Source organism: Nocardia amikacinitolerans, from assembly GCF_900215415.1.
GTDB classification, from domain to species: domain Bacteria; phylum Actinomycetota; class Actinomycetes; order Mycobacteriales; family Mycobacteriaceae; genus Nocardia; species Nocardia amikacinitolerans.
Window position 1 is genome coordinate 83,132 of the sequence record NZ_OBEG01000006.1, and the last position, 23,796, is coordinate 106,927.

25 protein-coding genes are annotated in these 23,796 nt (G+C 68.4%); 13 read left to right on the forward strand and 12 right to left on the reverse strand.

Annotation, left to right across the window (positions count from 1 at the left end; genetic code table 11):
* Window positions 1–27 precede the first annotated feature (27 nt).
* From CRP45_RS25005 to CRP45_RS25015, 3 genes are read right to left on the reverse strand one after another with little or no spacing between them, the layout of a single operon-like run.
* Window positions 28–462, reverse strand: coding sequence for a molybdenum cofactor biosynthesis protein MoaE (locus tag CRP45_RS25005; protein WP_067781504.1), 435 nt, complete (start codon window positions 460–462; stop codon window positions 28–30).
* Window positions 449–1,459 carry a bifunctional molybdenum cofactor biosynthesis protein MoaC/MoaB gene (moaCB, locus tag CRP45_RS25010; protein WP_097247595.1) on the reverse strand — a complete coding sequence of 337 codons (1,011 nt, stop codon included), beginning with the start codon at window positions 1,457–1,459 and terminating at the stop codon, window positions 449–451. The genes CRP45_RS25005 and moaCB overlap by 14 nt, the downstream gene beginning before the upstream one ends.
* A 43-nt stretch (window positions 1,460–1,502) precedes the next feature.
* A complete protein-coding gene (locus tag CRP45_RS25015; protein ID WP_097247274.1) occupies window positions 1,503–2,711 on the reverse strand; it encodes a molybdopterin molybdotransferase MoeA in 1,209 nt (402 codons plus the stop codon).
* A 114-nt stretch (window positions 2,712–2,825) separates the two neighbouring features.
* Between CRP45_RS25015 and moaA the strand changes: the two genes are divergently transcribed.
* From moaA to CRP45_RS25040, 5 genes are all read left to right on the forward strand, one after another.
* Window positions 2,826–3,884, forward strand: coding sequence for a GTP 3',8-cyclase MoaA (gene moaA / locus CRP45_RS25020; protein ID WP_097247275.1), 1,059 nt, complete (start codon window positions 2,826–2,828; stop codon window positions 3,882–3,884).
* Entirely contained in the window at window positions 3,877–4,119 is a 243-nt protein-coding gene (locus CRP45_RS25025; RefSeq protein ID WP_067781513.1) for a MoaD/ThiS family protein, read from the forward strand. The genes moaA and CRP45_RS25025 overlap by 8 nt, the downstream gene beginning before the upstream one ends.
* A 221-nt stretch (window positions 4,120–4,340) precedes the next feature.
* The gene (locus tag CRP45_RS25030) at window positions 4,341–4,709 is read left to right on the forward strand and encodes an iron chaperone (protein WP_097247276.1); all 369 of its coding nucleotides are present in this window, start codon (window positions 4,341–4,343) and stop codon (window positions 4,707–4,709) included.
* A 104-nt stretch (window positions 4,710–4,813) separates the two neighbouring features.
* Window positions 4,814–5,524: a YciI family protein gene (locus tag CRP45_RS25035; RefSeq protein WP_097247277.1), complete on the forward strand. Its 711-nt coding sequence runs from the start codon at window positions 4,814–4,816 to the stop codon at window positions 5,522–5,524.
* 2 nt (window positions 5,525–5,526) lie between these two features.
* Window positions 5,527–6,831, forward strand: a complete 1,305-nt coding sequence (locus CRP45_RS25040) for an RNA polymerase sigma factor (protein ID WP_097247278.1) — start codon at window positions 5,527–5,529, stop codon at window positions 6,829–6,831.
* A gap of 2 nt (window positions 6,832–6,833) precedes the next feature.
* Here CRP45_RS25040 and nadE read toward each other — a convergent pair whose 3' ends face one another.
* Both nadE and CRP45_RS25050 read right to left on the reverse strand, forming a co-directional pair.
* Window positions 6,834–7,658, reverse strand: coding sequence for an ammonia-dependent NAD(+) synthetase (nadE, locus tag CRP45_RS25045; RefSeq protein ID WP_097247279.1), 825 nt, complete (start codon window positions 7,656–7,658; stop codon window positions 6,834–6,836).
* A 6-nt stretch (window positions 7,659–7,664) separates the two neighbouring features.
* The gene (locus CRP45_RS25050; RefSeq protein WP_179831037.1) at window positions 7,665–8,285 is read right to left on the reverse strand and encodes a TetR/AcrR family transcriptional regulator; all 621 of its coding nucleotides are present in this window, start codon (window positions 8,283–8,285) and stop codon (window positions 7,665–7,667) included.
* 142 nt (window positions 8,286–8,427) lie between these two features.
* Between CRP45_RS25050 and CRP45_RS25055 the strand changes: the two genes are divergently transcribed.
* The 4 genes from CRP45_RS25055 (at window position 8,428) to nrdE (ending at window position 12,415) form a co-directional block, all read left to right on the forward strand.
* Window positions 8,428–8,997, forward strand: a complete 570-nt coding sequence (locus CRP45_RS25055; RefSeq protein ID WP_067781528.1) for an NAD(P)H-dependent oxidoreductase — start codon at window positions 8,428–8,430, stop codon at window positions 8,995–8,997.
* 530 nt (window positions 8,998–9,527) lie between these two features.
* Window positions 9,528–9,761 (forward strand): redoxin NrdH, encoded by a 234-nt coding sequence (locus CRP45_RS25060; protein ID WP_067781531.1) that lies wholly within the window; start codon window positions 9,528–9,530, stop codon window positions 9,759–9,761.
* Between the two features lie 45 nt (window positions 9,762–9,806).
* Window positions 9,807–10,268 carry a class Ib ribonucleoside-diphosphate reductase assembly flavoprotein NrdI gene (nrdI, locus tag CRP45_RS25065; RefSeq protein ID WP_097247280.1) on the forward strand — a complete coding sequence of 154 codons (462 nt, stop codon included), beginning with the start codon at window positions 9,807–9,809 and terminating at the stop codon, window positions 10,266–10,268.
* Between the two features lie 65 nt (window positions 10,269–10,333).
* On the forward strand, window positions 10,334–12,415 hold the full coding sequence (nrdE, locus tag CRP45_RS25070; RefSeq protein WP_245910480.1) for a class 1b ribonucleoside-diphosphate reductase subunit alpha: 2,082 nt from the start codon (window positions 10,334–10,336) through the stop codon (window positions 12,413–12,415).
* Between the two features lie 237 nt (window positions 12,416–12,652).
* Here nrdE and CRP45_RS25075 read toward each other — a convergent pair whose 3' ends face one another.
* The 3 genes from CRP45_RS25075 to CRP45_RS25085 form a co-directional block, all read right to left on the reverse strand.
* Complete coding sequence (locus tag CRP45_RS25075; protein WP_097247282.1) at window positions 12,653–13,645, reverse strand: LLM class F420-dependent oxidoreductase; 993 nt, start codon at window positions 13,643–13,645, stop codon at window positions 12,653–12,655.
* A gap of 207 nt (window positions 13,646–13,852) precedes the next feature.
* Window positions 13,853–14,311, reverse strand: a complete 459-nt coding sequence (locus tag CRP45_RS25080; RefSeq protein WP_143861539.1) for a hypothetical protein — start codon at window positions 14,309–14,311, stop codon at window positions 13,853–13,855.
* A 41-nt stretch (window positions 14,312–14,352) separates the two neighbouring features.
* Window positions 14,353–15,126: a response regulator gene (locus CRP45_RS25085; RefSeq protein WP_097247284.1), complete on the reverse strand. Its 774-nt coding sequence runs from the start codon at window positions 15,124–15,126 to the stop codon at window positions 14,353–14,355.
* 171 nt (window positions 15,127–15,297) lie between these two features.
* On the opposite strand from CRP45_RS25085, the gene CRP45_RS25090 reads away from it, so the two are divergent.
* The 3 genes from CRP45_RS25090 to mgtE all read left to right on the forward strand — a co-directional run bounded on the left by CRP45_RS25090 (window position 15,298) and on the right by mgtE (window position 17,753).
* A complete protein-coding gene (locus CRP45_RS25090) occupies window positions 15,298–15,510 on the forward strand; it encodes a type II toxin-antitoxin system VapB family antitoxin (protein WP_067781546.1) in 213 nt (70 codons plus the stop codon).
* Window positions 15,511–15,586: 76 nt separating this feature from the next.
* Entirely contained in the window at window positions 15,587–16,111 is a 525-nt protein-coding gene (locus tag CRP45_RS25095; RefSeq protein ID WP_179831006.1) for a hypothetical protein, read from the forward strand.
* 277 nt (window positions 16,112–16,388) lie between these two features.
* A complete protein-coding gene (gene mgtE / locus CRP45_RS25100) occupies window positions 16,389–17,753 on the forward strand; it encodes a magnesium transporter (protein WP_097247285.1) in 1,365 nt (454 codons plus the stop codon).
* A gap of 4 nt (window positions 17,754–17,757) precedes the next feature.
* Here mgtE and CRP45_RS25105 read toward each other — a convergent pair whose 3' ends face one another.
* From CRP45_RS25105 to CRP45_RS25115, 3 genes are all read right to left on the reverse strand, one after another.
* Entirely contained in the window at window positions 17,758–18,681 is a 924-nt protein-coding gene (locus CRP45_RS25105) for a peptidase (protein WP_097247286.1), read from the reverse strand.
* A 183-nt stretch (window positions 18,682–18,864) separates the two neighbouring features.
* Window positions 18,865–19,824 (reverse strand): peptidase, encoded by a 960-nt coding sequence (locus CRP45_RS25110; protein ID WP_143861540.1) that lies wholly within the window; start codon window positions 19,822–19,824, stop codon window positions 18,865–18,867.
* A gap of 263 nt (window positions 19,825–20,087) precedes the next feature.
* The gene (locus CRP45_RS25115; protein ID WP_097247288.1) at window positions 20,088–21,044 is read right to left on the reverse strand and encodes a hypothetical protein; all 957 of its coding nucleotides are present in this window, start codon (window positions 21,042–21,044) and stop codon (window positions 20,088–20,090) included.
* 472 nt (window positions 21,045–21,516) lie between these two features.
* On the opposite strand from CRP45_RS25115, the gene nrdF reads away from it, so the two are divergent.
* Window positions 21,517–22,479, forward strand: a complete 963-nt coding sequence (gene nrdF, locus CRP45_RS25120) for a class 1b ribonucleoside-diphosphate reductase subunit beta (RefSeq protein WP_067781560.1) — start codon at window positions 21,517–21,519, stop codon at window positions 22,477–22,479.
* Between the two features lie 205 nt (window positions 22,480–22,684).
* Here nrdF and CRP45_RS25125 read toward each other — a convergent pair whose 3' ends face one another.
* Window positions 22,685–23,536, reverse strand: coding sequence for a dioxygenase family protein (locus tag CRP45_RS25125; protein WP_097247598.1), 852 nt, complete (start codon window positions 23,534–23,536; stop codon window positions 22,685–22,687).
* Between the last annotated feature and the right edge of the window lie 260 nt (window positions 23,537–23,796).

A 23,796-nucleotide genomic window follows, 5' to 3' on the forward strand; every position in this document is an offset into this window, starting at 1 on the left:
GTCATCCGATTCACATCACGAGATGGTCTACCCGCAGGCGTTGACCCACTCGGACATGCCGTCGGCGAACAGCTGCCGCTTCCAGATCGGCACCTCGTGTTTGATGCGGTCCACCAATTCCGCGCAGGCAGTGAAGGCTTCGGCCCGGTGCGGGGCGGCCACCGCGACCACGATGGCGAGATCGCCGACGGTCAGCGCGCCGATCCGGTGCACCGCAGCGACCGGAAGACCGGTTGACGCGGTGGCGGCCGCGCAGCACTCGCGCAGGAAGCGTTCGGCCTCCGGATGGGCCGAGTACTCCAGCGCGGAAACCGCCTGACCGCCGTCGTGATTGCGGACCTTGCCGGTGAACACCACCACCGCGCCGTACTCGGGGCCGGTGACCGCGGCCTCCACCTCGGCGGGGTCGAGCGGCTGGTCGCTGATGCGGGCCACCCGCACCGTGGTCTCAGGTGTTGTCATGAGCGCCGCCTCCGGCTACTTGTGCGAGCAGATGATCGAGGAGCGGTTCGAGCACCGCCATACCGTCCTTCACCCCGCCCGGCGACCCGGGCAGGTTCACGATGACCGACCGACCGGCGAGTCCCGCGACCCCGCGGCTGAGCGCGGCGAGCGGGAACTTCGCGGTGCCGCGCTGCCGGATCGCCTCGGCCACACCGGGCAGCTCGCGGTCCAACACGGCCAGCGTCGCCTCGGGCGTGGCGTCGGTGGGGGACGCGCCGGTGCCGCCGGTGCTGATCACCAGCGCGGGCGCGAACCGCAGGGCGTCGGCCAGGCCGACACCGACCTCGGCGTCGGCGTAGACGAGCGGGCCGCGCACCGAGAAGCCGAGTCCGGTCAGCCATTCGACGAGCACGGGACCGGTGGTGTCCACCCTGGTGCCCGCGGCCGCGCCCGTCGAGGCGACGAGCACGACCGCGGATCGGTCCGTGTCGTCGGGGCTTTCGTTCTGTTCCACCGCGGTCGTCTCGGCGTCCTGCTCCGATTCGCCTGGCCGCTGCCAGTGACCGCGTTTACCGCCCTCCTTGGTGAGCAGCCGGACACCGTCGAGCGTTGCCGCCGGGTCGACCGCCTTGACCATGTCGTGCAGGGTCAGTCCGGCGACGGCGACCGCGGTCAGCGCCTCCATCTCCACACCCGTCGGTCCCTTGGTCTTCGCGGTCGCCTCGATGGTGATGGCGGTCTCGGTGAAGCCGAATTCGACCTTCACCGAGGACAGCGCCAGCTGATGGCACAGCGGAATGAGCTCGGAGGTCTTCTTGGCGCCCGCGATCCCGGCGATCCGCGCGGTGGACAGCACGTCGGCCTTGGGCAGGTCGTCGGCGCGGACCAGCGCGACGACCTCCGCGGTGGTGTGCAGCGCACCGGCCGCCACGGCGACGCGGGTGGTGTCGGCCTTCGCGCTCACATCGACCATGCGGGCGCGACCTTCCTGGTCGACATGGGACAACTCGGTCATGAGAACCAGCCTGGCACAGTGCCGCGGTGCGGCGCGCATCCGCTCACAGTTCGTGGACGAGCACCGGTGCCCCCGCGGCCAGCTCGGTCGTCTCGGCGGGAATGTCGATCAGCACGTCGGCCCACGCCATACCCGCGATCAGGTGCGAGCCCGCACCGGAGAACGGTTCGACGCCGTCCGCGGTGAGCCGTCCGCGCAGGAACTGCCGCCGCCCCGCGGGGGAACGCACCGCCTCGCACAGCGTCACCTGGCTGGTGCGCACCGGCGGCAACCCGGACAGGTGGCGCAAGATCGGCCTGGCGAACACCTCGAACGACACCATGGTGCTCACCGGATTGCCAGGAAAGCTGAGCACCGGGACTCCGTCCAGCACCGTCAGCCCCTGCGGTCCGCCCGGCTGCACCGCGACCGAGCCGAACAGGCCGCCGTGCGCCGCGAGCACGTCCTTGACCACCTCGAAATCGCCCTTGGACACGCCGCCGGAGGTGAACACCAGATCGGCCGAACGCGTTGCGGAGGACAGCAATCGGCGGAACACCGCGGGATCGTCGGTGCTGTGCTCGACCGAGACGACCGTCGCGCCGTTGGCGGCCAGCGCGGCCGCGAGGGCGATGCCGTTGGAGTTGTAGATCTGTCCGGGGCGCAGCGGTCGGCCCGCGGGGACAAGCTCGTCGCCCGTGGTGATCACCGCCGCCCGCACCGGCTGGAAGACCGGCACCGACGGGACACCGACGGCCGCGAGCGCGGCGATGTGCCGCGGCGTCAGCGCGACGCCCGCGGGCACCAGCAGCGCGCCCGCGCGCACGTCGGTGCCCGGCTCGCGCACGAATTCGCCTGCGGAACGGCCGCGTTCGACGGTGACCGCGCCGCCGCCGTCGACGCGCGCGTCCTCCACCGGGACGACGCAGTCCGCGCCCGGCGGGATCGGCGCGCCGGTCATCACCTTCAGCGCCGCCCCGACGGGCAACGGGGCCCGGCCCGGCTGGCCCGCGGCGACCACACCGGCCAGCGGCAGCGTCACCGGGGCGACCGCCACATCGTCGGCGCGCACCGCGTAACCGTCCATCGCCGAATTGCGGAACACCGGCAGATCGATCGGCGAGCGGACGTCGGCGGCCAGTTTGCGGCCCAGCGCGGCGGGCACCGCGACGGACTCGACCGGGCGTGCCGCGAGGGGGCGCAGCAGCTGTTCGATGCCGTCGCGATAGTCGTCGACGGTCCGGGCCGCAGCGCTGGCTGGCCGAGAATTCATAGCGGAAAGCATAGTGGTCACGCCTGATCTCACGCCCTGACATGGGTGTTTGTGAGATCCACCGAACCGGGCGCTGCCCGTGATGCGGGGTGGGCGACGCGTCATACTGGAAGGGTGACGTTGGTCGAGATGGGCATACCCGCCGTGCGATCAGGGCGCCCCTCGCTCGACGGACGCCCCGACACGCCTCTGCTGATCGACCGCTTCGGGCGGGTCGCTCGCGACCTACGGGTCTCGATCACCGAGAAGTGTTCGCTGCGCTGCACGTACTGCATGCCGGAGGAGGGGCTGCCGCCGATCCCGAAGGACGAGCTGCTGACCGTCGACGAGATCGTGCGGTTGGTGGTGCTCGCCGTCGAACAGCTCGGTGTGCGCGAGGTCCGGTTCACCGGCGGCGAACCGCTGATGCGCCGAGACCTGGAACAGATCATCGCGGGCTGCCACGACCGTCTGCCCGGCATTCCGATGGCCATGACCACCAACGGCGTCGGTCTCGAGCACCGCGCCCACGCGCTCGCCGCCGCCGGGCTGAGCCGGGTGAACGTCTCGCTGGACACCGTGGACCGCGACGGTTTCGCCAAGCTCACCCGCCGTGACCGCCTCGACTCGGTGCTCGCCGGTATCCGCGCCGCTCGCGCCGCGGGCCTGGCGCCGCTCAAGGTGAACGCGGTGCTGATGCGCGAAACCCTTTCCGGCGCGGCCGATCTGCTCCAGTGGTGCCTCGCCGAGGAATGCGAGCTGCGGTTCATCGAGGAGATGCCGCTGGACGCCGACCACGAGTGGGCACGCGCCAACATGGTGACCGCCGCCCAACTGCTCGACGTGCTCGGCGCTCGGTTCACCCTCACCGAGGCCGGTCGCTCGGACCCGTCCGCGCCCGCCGAGAAGTGGCTCGTCGACGGTGGCCCCGCCACGGTCGGCATCATCGCCACGGTGACGCGCAAGTTCTGCGACACCTGCGACCGCACCCGGCTGACCGCCGACGGCATGCTGCGCTCCTGCCTGTTCAGCGATCAGGAGTTCGACCTGCGCCAGGCCATCCGGTCCGGCGCCGACGACGCCGAACTGGCCACCATCTGGCGCGGCGCGATGTGGAACAAATGGGCGGGCCACGGCATCGACGCCGAGGACTTCGTCCCGCCGGAACGCACGATGGGAGCCATCGGTGGTTGAGGTCCGCTATTTCGCCGCCATCGCGGACGCCGTCGGCAAGGACTCCGAACGCCTCGATCTGCCCGCGAGCGCCACGGTCGCGGATCTGCGCACCACCTTGGCCGCCGCGTACGGACCCGACCTGGACAAGATGCTCGCGGTCTGCGCCTACCTCATCGGCGACGAGCTCACCCGCGACCCGTCCGCGGCGCTCAGCGGTCGCGTCGACGTGCTTCCGCCGTTCGCGGGCGGATAAGGCGTACCTCCGCCTTCGCTCCGGCCGTGCGCGGCTTCCGACGGACTTCGTCCGGCTGCGTTGACTAGGCGTACCTCCGCCTTCGCTCCGGCCGTGCGCGGCTTTCGACGGACTTCGTCCGGCTGCGTTGACTAGGCGTACCTCCGCCTTCGCTCCGGCTGTGCGCAGTCCGAGGATGGCTTACGGCGCCGATCGAGCCCGCGTCCGGCTACAGTCGAGCCGTGGTGCAGAGCGAGGCGAGCGATGTGGACGGCTACCTGGCCGAGGTGCCGGAGGCCCGGCGCGCCGCGGTGACCAGGCTGCGCGAGCTGTGCCGTGCGGAACTGCCCGGCTTCACCGAGGTCATGGCCCACGGCATGCCCTGCTACGAACGCGACGGCGTGGGTGAGGTCGCGTTCGCGAACCAGAAGCAGTACATCTCCGTCTATCTGCTGCGCACCGACTTGCGCGAGGCGTTCGCCGAGCGGTTGGCGCGCCACGACATGGGCAAGGGCTGCCTGCGTTTCCGCAAGCCGGAACTGATCGATTTCGACCTGGTCCGCGACCTGATGCGGGCGACGGCGGCCACCCGGGGCGGGCCCGTCTGCTGAGCGCGCCGAAAGAATTCGCCGCCGCGATGTAGAGGAACCGGCGCGCCGTTCGTCGTCCGAGTAGAAGGGGTATCGGGCCCCTCGAGACGAGGAAGGATGACGCGATGCATTACTTGGCGACATTGGTGGGACGCGAGGAATCGGGCGTCGACCCCGGAACACCGGAGTTCGACGCCGAGGTGGCGAAGTACGCGGCGTTCGAGGAGCGCGCGGCCGACGCGGTGGCGGGCGGAGCCGCGCTCTTCCCCTCCGCCGAGGCGATGCACGTCCGGCGCGATGGCGGAAAGACTCTGGTCACCGACGGCCCGTTCGCCGAGCAGGCGGAGGTCGTCGGCGGGTTCTACGTGTTCGACGCGCCCGATCTGGACGCGGCGATCGAGCTCGCGCGCCAGCTGCCCGCCGCCGAGCAAGGCACGATCGAGCTGCGGCCGATGGTCATGTGGTCGCCGCACGAGACGCCACGCGCGGACTGGTGGCTCGCGCTGCTGTGGGAGTCGCCGGACGCGGTGATCGCGCCTGGCACGCCCGAGTGGGACGCGGCGGTGGCCGAGCACGAGCGGTTCGGCGCGAAGTACGCGGCCGCGATCCGGGGCGGCGGGGCGCTGCAACCGCCGTCGTCGGCGACCACGCTGCGGGTCCGCGACGGCGAACTGCTGCTCACCGACGGACCGTTCCCGGAATTCGCGGAGGTGGTCGACGGCCTCTACCTGTTCGCGGCGGCGAGCCGGGCGGAGGCGGCGGAGATCGCGGCCGCGATTCCGCTCGGCGAGCGCGGGCGCACCGAGGTGCGTCAGGTCGTCGACCTGGGCGACTGACGGTGAGTACCGGCCCGGCCGCGGGAATCGACGCCGTCTATCGCGCCGAGTTCGGCCGGGCCGTCGCCACCGTGGCCGGGATGGTCGGCGACATCGCCCTCGCCGAGGACGCGGTGCAGGAGGCGTTCGCCGACGCGCTGCGCACCTGGCCCGAGCGCGGCGCGCCCGCGAATCCGGGCGCCTGGATCACCACCGCGGCCCGGCATCGGGCCCTGGACCGGTTGCGGCGCGAATCGGCAAGGGCGGTCAAGGAATACGACGCCGTCGCGGCGCGGGCGCCGATCGAGGAGGTCGAGGTGTCGCCGGTGGCCGACGACCAGCTGCGGATGATCTTCACCTGCTGTCATCCCGCGCTGTCGCCGCCGTCGCAGGTCGCGTTGACGCTGCGGCTGGTGTGCGGAATGCGAACCGCGGAGATCGCCAGGGCCTTCCTGCAACCGGAACACACTGTGGCGCAGCGCCTCTCCCGCGCCAAGGCGAAGATCCGGCAGGCCGGCATCCCGTTGCGGGTGCCCCCGGCGCACCTGCTGCCCGAGCGGCTGCCCGTCGTGCTGGCGTGCGTGTATCTGGTGTTCACCGAGGGGTATTTCGCGACCTCCGGACCCTCGGCAGTGCGGGACGAGTTGTGCGACGAGGCGATTCGGCTCGGTCGGCTGCTGTGCGGGTTACTGCCGCAGGAGCCGGAGGCGCGGGCGCTGCTGGCGTTGATGCTGTTGCAGGACAGTCGGCGTGGGCAACGGCGCGGCGCGGGTGCGAGTTCGGCCGCGGAACGCGGTGCGGGGGAGATGCTCGACGCCGAAGGGAAGTCTGGCGATGCGGGGGACCGGTCCGAGCTCGTTCCGTTGGAGGAGCAGGACCGGTCGGCCTGGAATCACGCGGCCATCCGGGCCGGTCTGGCGTGCCTCGAATCCGCGGCGGCCGACGGTGCCGGACCGTATCTGGCGCAGGCCCGCATCGCCGCGGCGCACGCGACGGCCCCCAGTTGGGCCGAGACGGATTGGGACGCCATCGTCGCCGGCTACGACCAGCTGCTGCGCTACTCCGCCTCACCCGCTGTCCGGGTGAATCGCGCGGTCGCCGTGGGCTTTTCACGCGGATTCGAGGCCGGGCTCGCCGCACTGGACGAAGTGGCCGACGATCCGCGCCTGGCCGGAACCCACCTGGTCCCGGCCACCCGCGCCGACCTGCTGCGCCGAGCCGGGCGGCGGCGCGAGGCGGCCGAGAGCTATCGCGCCGCATTGGATCTCGCGGCCAACGACCAGGTCAGGCGATTTCTGGCGCGGCGGCTTGCCGAAGTCGAGGGATAGGTTCAGCGCCACCAGGTGTCGAGCGGCGTCACCGGAACCGTGCGCTTGTGCCTGGTGTTGTGGAAGATGGTCTCCACCCGCTGGGCCACCTCGGGCGTGACGTCCTTGCCCTCGAGGTAGTCGTCGATCTCGCTGTAGCGCAGGCCGAGCGCTTCCTCGTCGGGCAGCGCGGGCCGGTCGTCCTCGAGATCCGCGGTGGGCACCTTCGACCAGACGCTGGCGGGCGCGCCGAGTTCCTGGAGCAGCGCCGCGCCTTGGCGCTTGGTGAGACCGGTCAGCGGGGTCATGTCGACGCCGCCGTCGCCGTACTTGGTGAAGAACCCGGTGACCGCCTCGGCGGCGTGGTCGGTGCCGACCACGAGCAGGTTCTCCTGACCGGCGATGGCGTACTGGATCACCATCCGCTCGCGGGCCTTGATGTTGCCGCGGACGAAATCGCTCAGCTTGCTCACCTTCAGGCCGGACGCGGTCTCGGCGGCCACCGCGTTGGCGCCGGGGCGGACGTTGACCACGACGGAACGGTCCGGCGCGACGAAGGTCATTGCGATCCTGGCATCGGCCTCGTCGGACTGCACGCCGTAGGGCAGACGCACCGCGACGAAGGTCGCGTCGAAGCCTTCCGCCCGCAGCTCCTCGGCGGCGAGCTGGCACAACCGCCCGGCCAGCGCGCTGTCCTGGCCGCCGCTGATGCCGAGCACGAAACCCTTTGCGGGCGTTGCGCGCAGATACTCCTTGAGGAAATCGACCCGGCGGCGCACCTCGAGCTTCGGCTCGATCGTCGGCTGGACACCCAATTCGCTGATGATCTGTTCGCGCAGACTAGCCATGGCTCCTCACTCTACTGGCGCGGCGGCCGGGACCACCCGGCGAACGAAGGCTTCCCAGTTGTCCCCTATCCGCTTCGCGTCGTATTCGAGCACGTTCAACTGGTACATCACCAAGGGAGCGGCGAGCGTGGCGAGCAGGCTGTCGGCGAGCAGCGGAATGTCCCCCGCCGCGCCCGCCTGCCGCAGCAGCACCGAGACGTGCGTCTTGAGCAGGTTGTACGGCCTGCCCGTGTAGCGATTCTCGGCTTCGCTGATCTCGGCCGCCCGATACAGCTCGCCCTCGACCTCGATGTCGACCAACCGGGCGCGCCCGAACGCGACGAGCCGGTCGACGGGAGGCGCGCCGGGGCCGAGCGGCGGCGGTCCGAACATGAAGGCGGCCTGGTACTTTCGCTCGGAGTGGTCGAGCAGCGCGTGCATCAGGCCGGAGCGGTTGCCGAAGCGGCGGAACACGGTGCCTTTGCCGACGCCTGCTCGCTTGGCGAGTTCGTCCATCGTCAGGCCGTCGACGCCGTGTTCGCGGACCAGATCCTGCGCCGCGTCCAGCAGCAGCTGCCTGTTGCGCGCCGCGTCGGCGCGCTCGGTGGGCTCGGCGATGCCCGGCAGGGAGGCGCCGAGGCGAAGCAGCGGTCGCTCGCGCGGCGGTTCGCCTGCCGGTGGAGTGGGGTAGTTCACAGCCCTCTCACGGTCTTGTGGGAAGTAATCGGACCGCAGTCCGGTTAGTGTCAGATGTCAGTCGGACACCACATTCAGTACACCAGGAGTTGTCATGAGCAAGACCCGGATCCTCACTCTCGTCGGAAGCCTGCGCGCCGCCTCGATCAACCGACAGCTCGCCGAGACCGTCGTGCAGACCGCTCCGGACGATGTCGAGGTGACCATCTACGACGGCCTCGCCGACATCCCGTTCTACAACGAGGACATCGACGTCCCCGGCGCCGTGCCCGCCGCCGCGCAGCGTTTGCGCGACGCGGTCGCCGCCGCCGACGGCGTTCTCCTGGTGACCCCGGAATACAACGGCACGCTGTCCGCGGTGCTGAAGAACGCCATCGACTGGACCTCCCGTCCCTACGGCGCGGGCGCGCTGAAGGACAAGTCCGTCGCCGTCATCAGCGCCTCGATCAGTTCGAACGCGGCGCGCTGGGCGCACGGCGACGCGGTCAAGGCCGTCGGCGTCGCGGGCGGCAAAGTCGTCGAGGCGGCGCACGCCCACTTCGGTGTGATCGGCGAGCGCTTCGGCGCGGCGCATCCGCGCGAGGACGCCGAGGCGCTGACCCAGCTCGGCGCGACGCTGCACGAGCTCGTGGACGCCGCGCGCGGTCAGCTGGTGTCCGCCTGAGTCGTCCGGCGTCCGACGCAGCGCCAGTCCCCGATGCCGCCCCCGCTCTCTTTCGAGGCGGGGGCGGACTCGTGTTTCCGATGTGTCGCGGTGCTGCAGGAGGGGTAGACGATGCGGTGGTGACAGGTGTGACACAAGGGTTTGCTGAGAGAGCGCTACGGTACGGAATTGTGATCTGCACCACGGCCGTGTCGGGTTGCGAATCGAGCGTCCTGGTACTTCTCTCGGTGGAATTACACCTATGCGACTCGCAACATGTCGTGTCGTTTCTTTCTGTCGGCCACTAGGTGTAGTGTCTTCGGTGCTGGAAGGCGGCGCGGAACCCACCGCGAGGAGCTATCGTCCGCAGCGGCGCTAGCAGGGGTTTCGAGACCGGATCCAGGAGTTTGCGCAGCGTACGTCGGATCACGCACTGCATACGGATCACCGGCTGTGGATCAGGCTCGCGATGTGAGCTCGGGCCCGGAGGCGGAAGCCTGCGTAACCAGGCCGCGAACATCGCGGATTAGGCACAGGAGAGAGGGACATCAATGACCATCACCGTGTACACCAAGCCCGCTTGCGTCCAGTGCAATGCCACCTACAAGGCCCTCGACAAGGCCGGGGTGGACTACGAGGTCATCGACATCTCCGAGAACGACGAGGCGCGTGACTACGTCATGGCCCTCGGTTACCTCCAGGCTCCGGTCGTCGTCGCGGGCGAGGACCACTGGTCCGGCTTCCGGCCCGACCGCATCAAGGCCCTAGCCGTCGCGGCGGCCTGATCGGCGCCACATTTTTCCTGTTCGTCCGATGGGAGAGGAGAAGCGATGTCCGCGGGGACCGCGCTGGTCTACTTCTCCAGCGCCTCGGAGAACACACATCGTTTCGTCGAGAAGCTGGGACTCCCGGCCACTCGCATACCACTGCACACCGCCGATTCGCTGCGCGTCGACGAACCCTACGTGCTGATCGTCCCCACCTACGGTGGCGGTCGGCACGTTCTGGGGGGTAACCGGTCCGACAAGGACTTCGTGCCGCGGCAGGTCGCCAAGTTCCTCAACGATCCGCACAACCGCGCGCTGCTTCGCGGCGTCATCGCGGCGGGAAACACGAACTTCGGCGATACCTATTGCTTTGCGGGAGAGGTGATCTCGCGCAAGTGCGGGGTGCCGTACCTGTATCGCTTCGAACTCATGGGAACCGCTGAGGACGTCGACCGCGTCCGAGAGGGATTGGGATTGTTTTGGCAACAGCAACGACAGCGCCTGCTGGAAAGACAGCTCGCTTAGAGCAGCCCCCGGTGCGCGGCGCCGACGCCACGGGCGAGGTACTCGACTACCACGCCCTCAACGCGATGCTGAACTTGTACGGACCGAATGGCGAGATCCAGTTCGACAAGGACCGCGAGGCCGCCCACCAGTACTTCCTGCAGCACGTCAACCAGAACACCGTCTTCTTCCACAACCTGGACGAGAAGCTGGACTACCTGGTCGACGAGAACTACTACGAGGCAGAGGTTCTCGAGCAGTACAGCAGGGCGTTCATCAAGAGCCTGTTCAAGCAGGCCTACGCGCACAAGTTCCGGTTCCCGACCTTCCTCGGCGCGTTCAAGTACTACACCTCGTACACGCTCAAGACCTTCGACGGCAAGCGCTACCTGGAGCGCTTCGAGGACCGCGTGTGCATGGTGGCGCTGACCCTGGCCGCCGGTGACGAGACCCTGGCGCGTCAGCTGGTCGACGAGATCATCGACGGCCGCTTCCAGCCGGCCACCCCGACCTTCCTGAACTCGGGCAAGAAGCAGCGCGGCGAGCCGGTGTCCTGCTTCCTGCTGCGCATCGAGGACAACATGGAGTCCATCGGGCGCTCCATCAACTCGGCGCTGCAGCTGTCCAAGCGCGGCGGCGGAGTCGCCTTGCTGCTCAGCAACATTCGCGAGCACGGCGCGCCGATCAAGAAGATCGAGAACCAGAGCTCGGGCGTCATCCCGATCATGAAGCTGCTCGAGGACTCGTTCTCCTACGCCAACCAGCTCGGCGCGCGGCAGGGCGCGGGCGCGGTGTACCTGCACGCGCACCACCCGGACATCTACCGCTTCCTGGACACCAAGCGGGAGAACGCGGACGAGAAGATCCGCATCAAGACGCTCTCGCTCGGCGTGGTGATCCCGGACATCACCTTCGAACTGGCGAAGAAGAACGAGGACATGTACCTCTTCTCGCCGTACGACGTGGAGCGGATCTACGGCAAGCCGTTCGCCGACATCGACGTCACCGAGAAGTACTACGAGATGGTCGACGACAAGCGCATCCGCAAGTCGAAGATCAAGGCGCGCGAGTTCTTCCAGACCATCGCCGAGCTGCAGTTCGAATCGGGCTACCCGTACATCATGTTCGAGGACACGGTGAACAGGGCCAACCCGATCGCGGGCAAGATCACCCACTCCAACCTGTGCTCGGAGATCCTGCAGGTCTCCACCGCGTCGGAGTTCAACGACGACCTGTCCTACAAGAAGGTCGGCAAGGACATCTCCTGCAACCTCGGTTCGCTGAACATCGCCAAGACGATGGACTCGCCGGACTTCGCGCAGACCATCGAGGTGGCCATCCGCGCGCTGACCGCGGTGTCGGACCAGACGCACATCTACTCGGTGCCGTCGATCGAGCAGGGCAACAACGAGTCCCACGCGATCGGGCTCGGGCAGATGAACCTGCACGGGTTCCTGGCCCGCGAGCGGATCCACTACGGATCCGAAGAGGGCATCGACTTCACCAACATCTACTTCTACACCGTGGTCTACCACGCGATCCGGGCGTCGAACCGGATCGCCATCGAGCGCGGCGCGTACTTCGGCGGCTTCCCGGAGTCCAAGTACGCCAGCGGCGAGTACTTCGACAAGTACACCGACCAGGCGTGGGAGCCGAAGACCGACCGGGTGCGTCAGCTGTTCGAGGACGCAGGCGTGCACATCCCGACCCAGGACGACTGGCGCGAGCTGAAGGCCTCGGTCATGGAGCACGGCATCTACAACCAGAACCTGCAGGCGGTGCCGCCGACCGGCTCGATCTCCTACATCAACCACTCCACCAGCTCGATCCACCCGGTGGCGTCGAAGATCGAGATCCGCAAGGAAGGCAAGATCGGGCGCGTCTACTACCCGGCGCCCTACATGGACAACGACAACCTCGAGTACTACGAGGACGCCTACGAGATCGGCTACGAGAAGATCATCGACACCTACGCCGCGGCCACCCAGCACGTGGACCAGGGCCTGTCGCTGACCCTCTTCTTCAAGGACACGGCAACCACCCGTGATCTGAACAAGGCGCAGATCTACGCCTGGCGCAAGGGAATCAAGACGCTGTACTACATCCGGCTGCGGCAGATGGCGCTGGAAGGTACCGAAGTCGAGGGCTGCGTGAGCTGCATGCTGTGACATTTGGCGGTACCTGCGGCGCCGCGTGTTCGCGGCCTCTATGTCTCGCGGCCGAGCGATCGAGACTCGCGCCTTCGGCGCATGCGCTTCGAGCGCTCGTCCGCGAGACGGCCGCGAACGGTCGCTCGTCGGGCTCGCTCCGTGGTGGGGGAGTGGGAGCCCGCGTTGCTGTTCGGTTCAGGTGTTTCCAGCGCCAGGGGCGGCTTCCATTGGGCGGCAGCCCTTTTGGCGTGTCGATCAGGAAAGGGCCGGGATGACCTCGCGCTCGAAGAGTTCGATGCCCGAGGTGTCGTAGGCGGCTTCGGGGAAGTTCAGGATCGCGTAGCCGAGGCCGAGATCGCGGACCTTCGTGAGGTTGTCGACGATCTGCTCCGGGGTGCCGACGGCGGCGGTGCCGCGGAACAGGTCGTCGATTTGCTCGGCGGCCTGCTCGGCGCCGACGAACGGCGCCAGCCGATCACGCAGGGCGGCGAGGCGGTCTTCCACCTCGGCCTCGGTGGCGCCGATGGCGACGTTGAAGTTCGAGGAGCGGACAATGGCGTCGAAATCGGTGCCGACCTCGGCGCAGTGTCCGCGCAGGATTTCCGATTTGCGCGCGAACTCGTCGGGGTTGCCGCCGAAGTTGGTGTAGTTCGCGTATTTCGCCGCGATGCGTAGTGTCTTCTGTTCGCCGCCGCCCGCGATCCACAGCGGAATCCCGCCTTCCTGCAACGGAAGCGGACGGACGATCGCGCCGTCGACCTGGTAGTGCTTGCCGTCCAGGGTGGCCTTGCCCTCGGTCCACGCCTGCCGGAAGATCCGCACGCCTTCGTCGAGGCGGCCGAGGCGCACGCCCGCGGAGGGGAAGCCGTAGCCGTAGGCGCGCCACTCGTGCTCGTACCAACCGCCGCCGATGCCCATATCGACCCGGCCGCCCGAGATCACGTCCACCGTCGCGGCGACCTTCGCCAGGTAGGCCGGATTGCGGTAGCTGATCGCGGTACACATCTGGCCGAGCCGCACCCGGGATGTGGTCGCCGCGAACGCCGACATCAGCGTCCACGCCTCGTGCGTCGCCTCCTCGGTGGGGATCGGAACCGTGTGGAAGTGGTCGTACACCCAAATCGACTCCCACGCGTCGTTCGCGTCGGCCCGCTGCGCCAGCCCGCGCATCACCTCCCACTGCGCGGCGGGCTCGATCCCCACCAGATCCAACCGCCAGCCCTGCGGGACGAACAATCCGAAGCGCACAGACTTCTCCTTCGTATCTCCGAGCGACCCCTATACCGGCCATCCTGCCCCGAACCCGCCCCACTCTGCCGACTCCCGCCCCCGACCTCAACCATTCCCCGCAGCCCGCGCCGAAGTCCGTTTCGCCGCCGAATGCCGGAGGCGCTCCGCCCAGCGGCGCTTCCTATCGGTTCAGTCGGTCTGCAGGTCACCCCGTTTCGCGCCCATTCATTCCCCCACCGGTTCGGATACCGGCCCGAAATCGTCGTCGAGCGGGCCGGAGAGTTCGCGGGCGAGCGTGGGGTCGGCGTAAATCGCCGCCGTGCTACGCCATTCGTGCACGGTTCGCTCCAGTACCGACCATTCGCCGAGTTCGGCCGAAGCCTGGAAAGCGCGCGCGAAATCGGCGACGAAACGGACCTGTGCCTCTTCGGGAAGCACGTCCACCCAGGGGAACTCGTCGATCAGGGCGCGGGCGGCGACATCGTGGGGGAGGTGGACCAGCACGTTGCGCAGCGCGCGAGCGGCGGTGATCGACCCCTCCGACTCCGACTGGGCGCGATCCTCCCTGATCAGCAGCAGCGGAGCGCCGTCGCGGCGGCGGACGCGAACGGCTCCCTGATCGGCGAGCTGCGCGACCTGCTTGGGGTCACGTTGTAGCTCGCTCCACTGCACTTCGGTAACCATGAAACTATTCTGAATTTTTTCAGAAGTCTGCGCAAGTGCGGCTATCGGGGGAGGAGGCCGAGGGTGGCCAGTTCGCCGGTGAGGTCGGTGGGGGAGGAGGTGACGGTGCGGGCGCCTGCGGCGAGGGCCCGGTCGCTGTTGTCGCCGCAGGCGGTGTGGGCGCTGGTGAAGACGAGGATGGGGGTGGTGAGGCCGCGGGCGCGGACGGTTTCGGTGAGGCGCAGGCCCGCGTCGGGGACTGCGGTGCCGTTTTCGGTGCGGTTCATGTCGGTGAGGATCACGGCGTAGCGGCGGGTGGACAGCAGGTCGGTGGCGGCCGCGGTGGTGAGGGCGGTGTCGACGCGAATTCCGTTGCGTTCCAAGCGGTCGATGAGGAAGGCGTTGTTCGAAGGGTGGTCGTCGACCCACAGGATCGCGCTTGCCGCAGGTGATTCCGGAAGGGGGTGGGGCGGCGGGGTCGCGCCGAAGGCCGGGCCGAGGTCCAAGGAGTTGCCGACGTCCGTAGCGGCGCTGGATCGGGTGTCGCCACCAGGTGCACCAACTCGGGCCGAGCCGGTGCCGAGCGCACGTTCGGCGGTGAGCTGATCGACCTGTTCGCGCAGCCTGCGAACCTGCGTCTGCAGATCCTCGATCATGCTTTCCTGCTGCTCGCTGACCTGTTTCATGTCCAGCTCCTGCCCGCCGATGCGCAAGGTGAACTGCCTGCGCGCCGCCGAACTGATCACCCGCGCCAACGGGCCGCGAAACATACACAGCGCAGCTGCCGCGAGCAACGGCCACAGCAGCCCCGCGACAGCATCGATCGTCTCGTTCACAGCTCCCCCTTGTGACGTATCCCGAACGAGCACAACATTTTTCGCCAGAACCGCGCCCGACTATATGGTGTCCGCGCATCACTCACAACCCGGACGACGGCGAATACCCCTGTCCACGGCGCGGAAATTCGGCCTACGATTCGAAGAGGGGCCGATTTGTGGGAGGTGCGCATGTCGCAGACATCGATCGATGTGGATGATGCCGCCCTTGCGGTGGTAGGCGTGCTGCTCGGCACGACGAACACCGAGGACACGGTGAACGCGGCACTGCACGAGGTGATCGCGCAACGCAAGCGGCTGGCGATGCTGGAGCGGATGATGGTCCGTTCCCGTGAGAAGGTCGACCAGTCGCCCGACCCGTGGCGCAAGACCGCCTCCTGGTAGCCCGGAACGCGCGAATGCCCAGCGCTGGAACGAAATTCGGTGGCCGGGCAGCTCGGCCGAGGTCATGCTTGGTGCGATGAACAACGAACGACAGTATCGACTCGGCGTGGATTTCGGCCGGGTCATCCAGGGCGCCGCGCTGCCCTCCGGCGACGCCGACACCGTCTTCCTCGGCGGCGGCGACGCGGACGCCATGCGAACTCCGCCGAGCCCCAACGCTTTCGAGGTGCTCGCGCGATTGGTCGCGCTGTTCGATGGGCGCGCCTGGATCATCTCGAAATGCGGTCCGCGCGTGGAACAGCGCACCCAGCGGTGGCTCGACCACCACGATTTCTACGAGCGGACCGGAATTCCGCGCGGCAACCTCCGCTTCTGCCGGGAACGCGCCGACAAGGCGATTCACTGCGCCGAACTCGGCATCACGCACATGATCGACGACCGTCTCGACGTGCACCGGGCGCTGCGCGGTCTGGTGCCGCATTTGTACCTTTTCGGCGTGCAAACCGGACCGATCCCCGAGTGGGTCCAACACGTCCCGACCTGGGCGGAAACCGAACCCGCTGTGGTGGCCACGATCACGCCGCGACCCGCGGAAGGGTGACGACACGCCGCTCGCCGTGAAACATTGGGTTGAAACATGTATCCTTCACGAGGACGCAATCGCGTTCGAATTCTGTCGACCAGGTAGACGGCGCGCGACCGGTCGGTCGCGGCGGGAACGATCAGGAGGTGGGTTGCCATGCGCAGTGAACCTCCCAGTCGAAGGCCGCGCGGCGCCGCCCCTTCGCATACCTGGTAGGTCTGCGTCGCCCGGGTGGGCGCCTCGCGGTGTGAAACTTCGTGCACTTTTCACCCCCACGCTGTGCTGAGGACCTCCCATGTCGCAGACCGATCTCATCGAAGCACGCCCGGTTCCGGCCGAGTCCCTGCTGGACTTCGTCGCCGAGCACCGTGTCGACGCCGCCCTCGACTGGCTCGACAACCACCCACCGCACTTCATCGCCGACCAGCTGGCCAGGATGGACGCCGTCCAGGCGGGCATGGCGTTCCGCCTGCTGGACAAGGATCTGGCGCTGGCCGTCTTCGAGGAGCTCGAGCCGGTCGACCAGCAGCAGATCCTGCAGGGCCTGCGCGATCAGAGCTTCCGCGAGCTGGTCGAGGGCATGGCCCCGGACGACCGTGCGCGCATGCTGCGCGAGGCGCCCGCCAAGGTCGCCAAGAAGGTGCTCGCCGGTCTGAGTCCGCGCGAGCGGCGGATGACCGCGGCCCTGCTCGGTTACCCCGAGGGTTCCGCAGGCCAGTACATGACGCCCGAGGTGGTCGCGTTGCCGCGCAACCTGACCGTCGCGGAGGCGCTGGCCATGGTGCGCGCCAAGGGCGCGGGTGCGGAAACGGTGTACACGCTGCCCGTCGTCGACGCGGGACGTCGGCTCACCGGCATCGTCGAACTGCGCGAACTGGTGCTGGCCGGACCCGAAACCATGGTGTCCGAGCTGGTCGTCACCGAGCCCGCGTTCGCCCGCGCGACCGACTCCGCCGAGAAGGCCGCCCGCCTGATGCGCGAGACCAACGACATCAACCTGCCGGTCGTGGACAGCGAGGACCGCCTGGTCGGCCTGCTCACCATCGACGACGCCGTGGAGGTCATCGAGGCCGCCGACAGCGAGGACGTCGCCCGCCAGGCCGGTTCGGCGCCGTGGGAGGGCCACTACATGGCGGCGGGTGTCTTCCAGCTGGCCCGATACCGCGCGCTGTGGCTGATGCTGCTGCTCTTCGCGGCGACGCTCACGGTGAGCGTCACCGATTTCTTCGAGGGCACCCTGGAGCAGGCCGCGCACCTCGCGCTGTTCATTCCGCTGCTGATCGGCGCGGGCGGCAACGCGGGCGCCCAGGCGGCCACCGCGTGTGTCCGCGCACTCGCCGTCGGCGAGGTGCGAGTCTCGGACCTGTTCAAGGTGATCTGGCGCGAATGCCGGGTCGGTCTTGTCCTCGGATCCCTTTTGGCCAGTGCGGGTTTGGTGATCGGCGGGCTGTTCGTCGGTCCGCGCATCGCGGTCGTGGTTGCGATCACCCTTGTGCTGATCTGCGCGTGGGCCGCCACGATAGGCGGCACCATGCCGCTGCTGGCCAAGAAGCTGCGGATCGACCCCGCGGTGGTGTCGGCGCCGATGGTGACGACGCTGGTGGACGCCACCGGACTGATCATCTACTTCACGACGGCCAAGCTGGTCCTCGGAATCTGACCCGTCATCGTTCGGGGAACAGGGCGAGCACCTGGGCCGCGACCTCGGCGGCCACCCCGTCCGAGGCCGAGGTGACCTCGATGACGGGGACCCGAGGACCGTGGGCGGTGCTTCCCGCGGGTAGCGCCGGGCCGACTTGGGCGGTGAAGATCGGAATGGTGTTGTCGTAGAGCGAGACCGAGCGACGGACGGGGCGGCCATCGATGCGCACCTCGGTGCCGAGCCGGGCCAGGTAGTCGGGAATCCGGTACTCGTAGCCGACGGTGACGACCTCGTCCCGGTAGCGGAACCGGCACGCGGTCAGGCGCGGTTCGCCGACATCGGTGGTGCCGGACAGCCGCGTACGCACTTCGCAGGGGTCGGCGCCGAGCAGGACGGTGCGCACGGTGTCGGGTGACGTGCCCTGGACCGGCCCCGCACGCCAGCGGTCCAGCATTCCGGGGGTGAGTTGCTCGGCCAGTGCGCAGGGATCGTTGGCCGTGACGCCGAAGTAGAGGGCGGCGCCCGCCGGGAATCGAGAGGTGATGCCGCACGCTCGCGCCGGTCCGGTCTCGGTATCGGGGACGACGCGCGCGGTCACGTCACCGATCTGCTCGGTCGCGCCGGTCACCTCGGCCAGCAGTGTCGGCGACCAGTACGCCTTGACGGCACCCCCCTCGCGCTCGACCTCGGCGGTGCAGGAGTACAGGTCGGTCGTCACCTCGCGCACTTCGCCCAGGGCGGCGAGGACGTCGCGGGGGAGCAGAGCGCACACGTCGATCTGCCGGGCGCCCCTGGCGACCTCCTGCTTCTGCTGTTCGGTGTGTGCGGGCTGCGACCAGAATTCCGGAGGATGCGCGGGCGGGCCGGAAACGGCTTCCTCGCTCGAATCGCCGCCGCAGCCCGCGGCGAGCAGCATGGCGGCGGTCAGGGCGAGTATGCGGTGCATCGGATCCTCCGTCCGCGATGGCCGTGCCCGATCGAGTGCTCGCCTATCGAGTCTGCCGCCGGAGCAACCCTCGCGCAAACATCGCCGTCGTCAACGGAACGAGGCGGGCACCTGACTCGTCGTCTTTGGGCGACCCTCGTCGGTTCCCGCGCGGACGCGGCGCCGGGATCTGTCGCGGCCGGATCAGTCGAACAGCGAAAGCGCTTGCCGCATGACTTCTTTCGCCACATCGTCGGATTCGGCGTGGACGCTGACGATTGGCACCGGCGGGCCGAACACCCCCGCGGGTTCGGCCTGCGGCAGTTCGGGGCCGACCGGCGCGTTGTAGCTGCGGATCGGGTCGTTGTCGCCGGACGGATTGGACCGGTAGACGTTGTGACCGTCGAGCGTGAGGGTGGTGGCGGCGGCGGTGAGCACGCCCCGGTTCCTGTTCTCGTAGCTCAGGATCACCTCCTCGCCCCGGTAGGTGAAGGCACAGCCGTTCAGCGTGCGCTTGATGCCGAACTCGACGGTGTCCGCCAGCTTGCCGCGCACCGCGCACGGGTCGGCCCCGTGCAGCGCGGTGCGCACGGTATCGGGCGACGTTCCCTGCGGCGGCGCCGAACGCCATCGGTCGAGGATGCCGGGAACCAGGCCTTCGATCGCCGCGCACAGATCGGTCGGCGTCTTCGTCTCGATGTCGAGGTAGACGCCGACTCCGGCTGGGAACTTTGCGGTCACACTGCAGTGCTGTTCCGAGGCGACGGTCCAGGTCGTCACATCGCCGAGCTGTCGAACGGTGCCTCGGTCCTGCGGGAACGGGTCCGGCAGTGCGTTGGTGGACCACTTCAGCGCGGTGCCCTCGCCATAGCCTGCGGGTCCGAGCGCGGCGTTGCACGCGGTCGGCTGATCGTTCTCGACCGCGCGCAACGCGCCGAACGCGGTGAGTTGGCCGAGGGTCTCGCGCGGAAGCAGCGCGCACACATCGATCCTGCGGGTGTGTCGCAGCACTTCGCCGCGCTGCTGATCGTCCTGCGGGACCTTGGACCAGAAGCTCGCTGCCACAACAGGTTCCGTGACAGCCGCCGAGTTCGTCGCCGGTTCGGACTGGCATCCGGCGGCGGTCAGGGCGATCGCACCCACCAGCAGTAGTCGACGCAGCATCGAGTCCCCCTTCATCGCAACGGATCCCAGTCGGGATTGTGGCCCGACTCCCGCGAACCATCGCCGCCGAGTGTGCCCGTAGATCCGCCGTCTCGCAAAACGAGGATTGCGTTGTTCCGGAGCGAGATCCATGCACGCCTGCGGCCAAGGCGATCAGGCTTGCGGGAAATTCATTGCGGCGCAGCGCCCTTACGGACCGCCGCAGCCACAACGCCCGAGGCGGCACCGCCGTCCCAGCGCGTGCGGGTGGATTCGGCCCCGCGTCAGGCGGCGGGGAACAGCGCGGTCGCCCGGCGCAGGACCTCTTCCACCGCGGCCTCGTCTCGGCCGAACACGCTGACGACCGGGAGCTTCGGTCCCATCGAGGACGCGGGTTTGGACGAGGGCAACGGTGGGCCCACTACCGCGTTGTACGAATGGAATTCGTCGGAGCTCGGATCGCCGTACCCCGGATGCCCGTTGATGGTGAAAATCGGTTCGCCCTGGGCGATCAGTCGCTCTTTGTCATAGGTGTACCGGACTTCGATGGTGTCGCCGCGATACGGAAAGGAGCACTTCCAGTCGCGCTGGTCCGCTACCGCCGGAGTGACGCCGAGTTCGTTCGCGACCGCGCAGGGATCGCGGCCGAGCAGGACGGTCCGCGGGGTGTCGGGCGAAGTGCTGTGCCGGGGTTCCTTGTCGAGCTGAGCGAGAATGGTCGGCAGTACCGCGTCGGCGACCGGGCACGGTTCGGTGCCCAGTGGTGTCGTGACGAAGATCATCACGGCCGCGGTCGACGGGAAGCTCGCGCTCGCGGTGCAATTGCGCTCGACCAGCTTGCCCTGGAGGTCCGGGTTGGAGTCGAGATCGCTGACCGTGCCGACCGTGACGGCGCCGATCTTCGTTGTGCGCCCGCGCTCCGACCGTTGGATGCCATTCGGCGCTACGGACAGCGTCCAGCTCAGCGCGGTTCCCTTGCCGTGTTCGGTCGGGCCCATCCGCGCTTCGCACCAGCTCGGCATGCGGACATCCACCCAATTCACCGTGCCGATCCGGGCCAGTTCGGTGCGCGGGACGAGCGCGCACGGATCGATCGCCTGAACCTTGCGGAGCACTTCCCAACGCTGCTCGTCGGTCTCCGGTGCGGTGACCCAATAGCCCTCGGAACCGGCGGGCGCGGGCGGCAGATCCTCCTGACAGGCGGTGACACTGAGCAGAACAACAGCGGCTGCCGCGACCATCCCGAACCTGCGTAGCACAGTAACCCCCCTTGTGCGGCGCGCCGACTGCGCGCTTCTGGCCCAGCAGTCTGCCCGCTCCCCGGCGCGCGTCGCAACCGGCCGCTATGCGTCGCCGAATCCGGCGGGCTCCTTCGGTTCGGCTCGGCGGGTCGCGGCGCGGATTCGGTACCGGCAAACCGGCGACGTGGGGTCGACCACGGGCGCTCGTCGCTTCGGCGTCGACGGCTAACTACTGGCGATGGCTAACTGCTGGCGATCGATCGCGTCGCACCGAGGACCGCTGCGGTCGCGCGCGGGCGGGTGCCGCACAATGGGTGCCGCGCGCGGTGGTCTCACGGCGAAATGGTTGTCCGTGACGTGCGCCGCAGCGACACAAGGTGTTGTGCTGCATGGAGTTCTGAGCCACTAGGAGTAGTGTTCGGTGGTAGGAACTCCGTGACGGCAGCGTGCTCGGGAAAGGTGTGGAGGCAGGATGAAACTGATCGATCGGGTGTCGGCCATCAACTGGAATCGGGTGCCCGACGAGAAGGATGCCGAGGTCTGGGACCGGCTGACCGGCAACTTCTGGCTGCCGGAGAAGGTTCCGGTGTCCAACGACATCCCCTCGTGGAACACGCTGACCGCCGACGAGAAGCAGCTGACCATGCGGGTCTTCACCGGCCTGACCCTGCTCGACACCATCCAGGGCACCGTCGGCGCGGTGAGCCTGATCCCGGACGCGCTGACCCCGCACGAGGAAGCGGTGCTCACCAACATCGCGTTCATGGAGTCGGTGCACGCGAAGAGCTACAGCTCCATCTTCTCCACGCTGTGCTCCACCAAGGAGATCGACGAGGCGTTCCGCTGGTCCGAGGAGAACCGGAACCTGCAGCGCAAGGCCGAGATCGTCCTGGCCTACTACAACGGCGAGGATCCGCTCAAGCGCAAGGTGGCCTCCACGCTGCTGGAGAGCTTCCTGTTCTACTCCGGCTTCTACCTGCCGATGCACTGGTCCTCCCGGGCCAAGCTGACCAACACCGCCGACATGATCCGCCTGATCATCCGCGACGAGGCCGTGCACGGGTACTACATCGGCTACAAGTACCAAAAGGGCCTCGAACTGGTCTCCCAGGCCGAGCGCGACGAGCTGAAGAACTACACCTTCGAGCTGCTCTTCGAGCTCTACGACAACGAGGTCGAATACACCCAGGACCTGTACGACGAGGTCGGCCTCACCGAGGACGTCAAGAAGTTCCTGCGCTACAACGCCAACAAGGCGCTGATGAACCTCGGCTACGAGGGCCTGTTCCCGAAGGACGAGACCGACGTGAATCCGGCCATCCTCTCGGCGCTTTCGCCGAACGCCGACGAGAACCACGACTTCTTCTCCGGTTCCGGATCGTCGTACGTGATCGGCAAGGCGGTCAACACCGAGGACGAGGACTGGGAGTTCTGATCCACCGTTCCCGAGCCGGGGCTCCGCCGCTGCGGGGCCCCGCGTCGTTTACCGGGTGCACGTGGCTCAGCCGCTTTCCGGGTTCGCAGCGGGCTTCCGGGTTCGCACAGCTCAGGGTCCCTGGGTTCACGGCTCAGCGGGCTTTCACGGCGTAGCGGGGCTTTCCGAGTTTTCGCGGCTCAGCCGTTTCACCGGTGCCCGCGGCTCAGCGGCCTGGCGGCGGACCTCCGGGGCGGCCACCGGGCGGCGGGCCGAAACCGCTTCCGGGAGAAGAGTTCTCGGATTTCGCGGCGACGCCGATGGTGAGTGCGACCGTGAGACCGGAGGCGGGTGTACCGGTGACGGTGGCCAGCTCGGCGTCCCAGCCGTCACCGAACACCGTGTCCGAGGCGAGCGAGACGCCGGACATGTTGCGGATGCTCTGCGCGTAACCGGAGTCGTGCGCGAAGACGGCCTCGCACACGTCCTGGGGGAGTGCGATCTGCGAGGTGAGCCGGGCGTTGCTGCCCGCGACCGCGGTCTCCAGCGAGTCGTAGACCTCGAAGTGGATGTGCGGCCAGCGGCCCGAATAGCAGGCCGGGAAGATCGAGGTGAACGTCACCGCGCCTGCCGCGTCGGCGACCTGCACGCCGCGCAGGTAGTTCTGTTCGGTGACGCCCGGGCTGTAGAGCGAATACGCGCCGGATCGGTCGCAGTGCCAGACGTAGACGGCCATGCCAGCGCCCGCGGCGCCGTTCCCGGCGAGATCACGTAGCGAGAGTTTCAGCGTCATCGGAACACCTTCGGCCACACCGGAATACGAGCCGAAGCTGGTGGTGATGTCGGAGCGGACCACGCCGGATTCGATGAGCACATTGGGCCCGTTGGAGCCGTCGCCCGGGTACGGTCCCGCCGTCTCCTGCGGCGCCGCGCCCACCGCGCTCGCGTCGCTCGCCGCCGCGCTCGTCGCAGTGCTGGTTGTGCTCGACGCGCCTGTTCGCGTCGTCGTCGCGCAGGCGGTCACGGCCGTCGCCACTCCGACGATCCCGAGAAAACTCACCGCTCGCCGCCGCGACATCACCCGCAGATCGTGCGCCAACCCGAGATCGTGCTCATGCGCCCCACCATTCCCGTCCACCGCGTTCCTCCTCTGCTCGTTTCGCGTCGGAAGCGACGGTAGGGAGCCGTACTCGGACCGAACTGGGACAACGCTGGGAGTCCGCTGTGAGCGGTTCTGCCGACTTCGGATCAACCGACTGAATGTCACCTCCACCCCGTCGGACAGGGTCGGGGAGACATTCGGTCAGGATCTTGCAGGCGCACCAGCAGAAGCGAGCG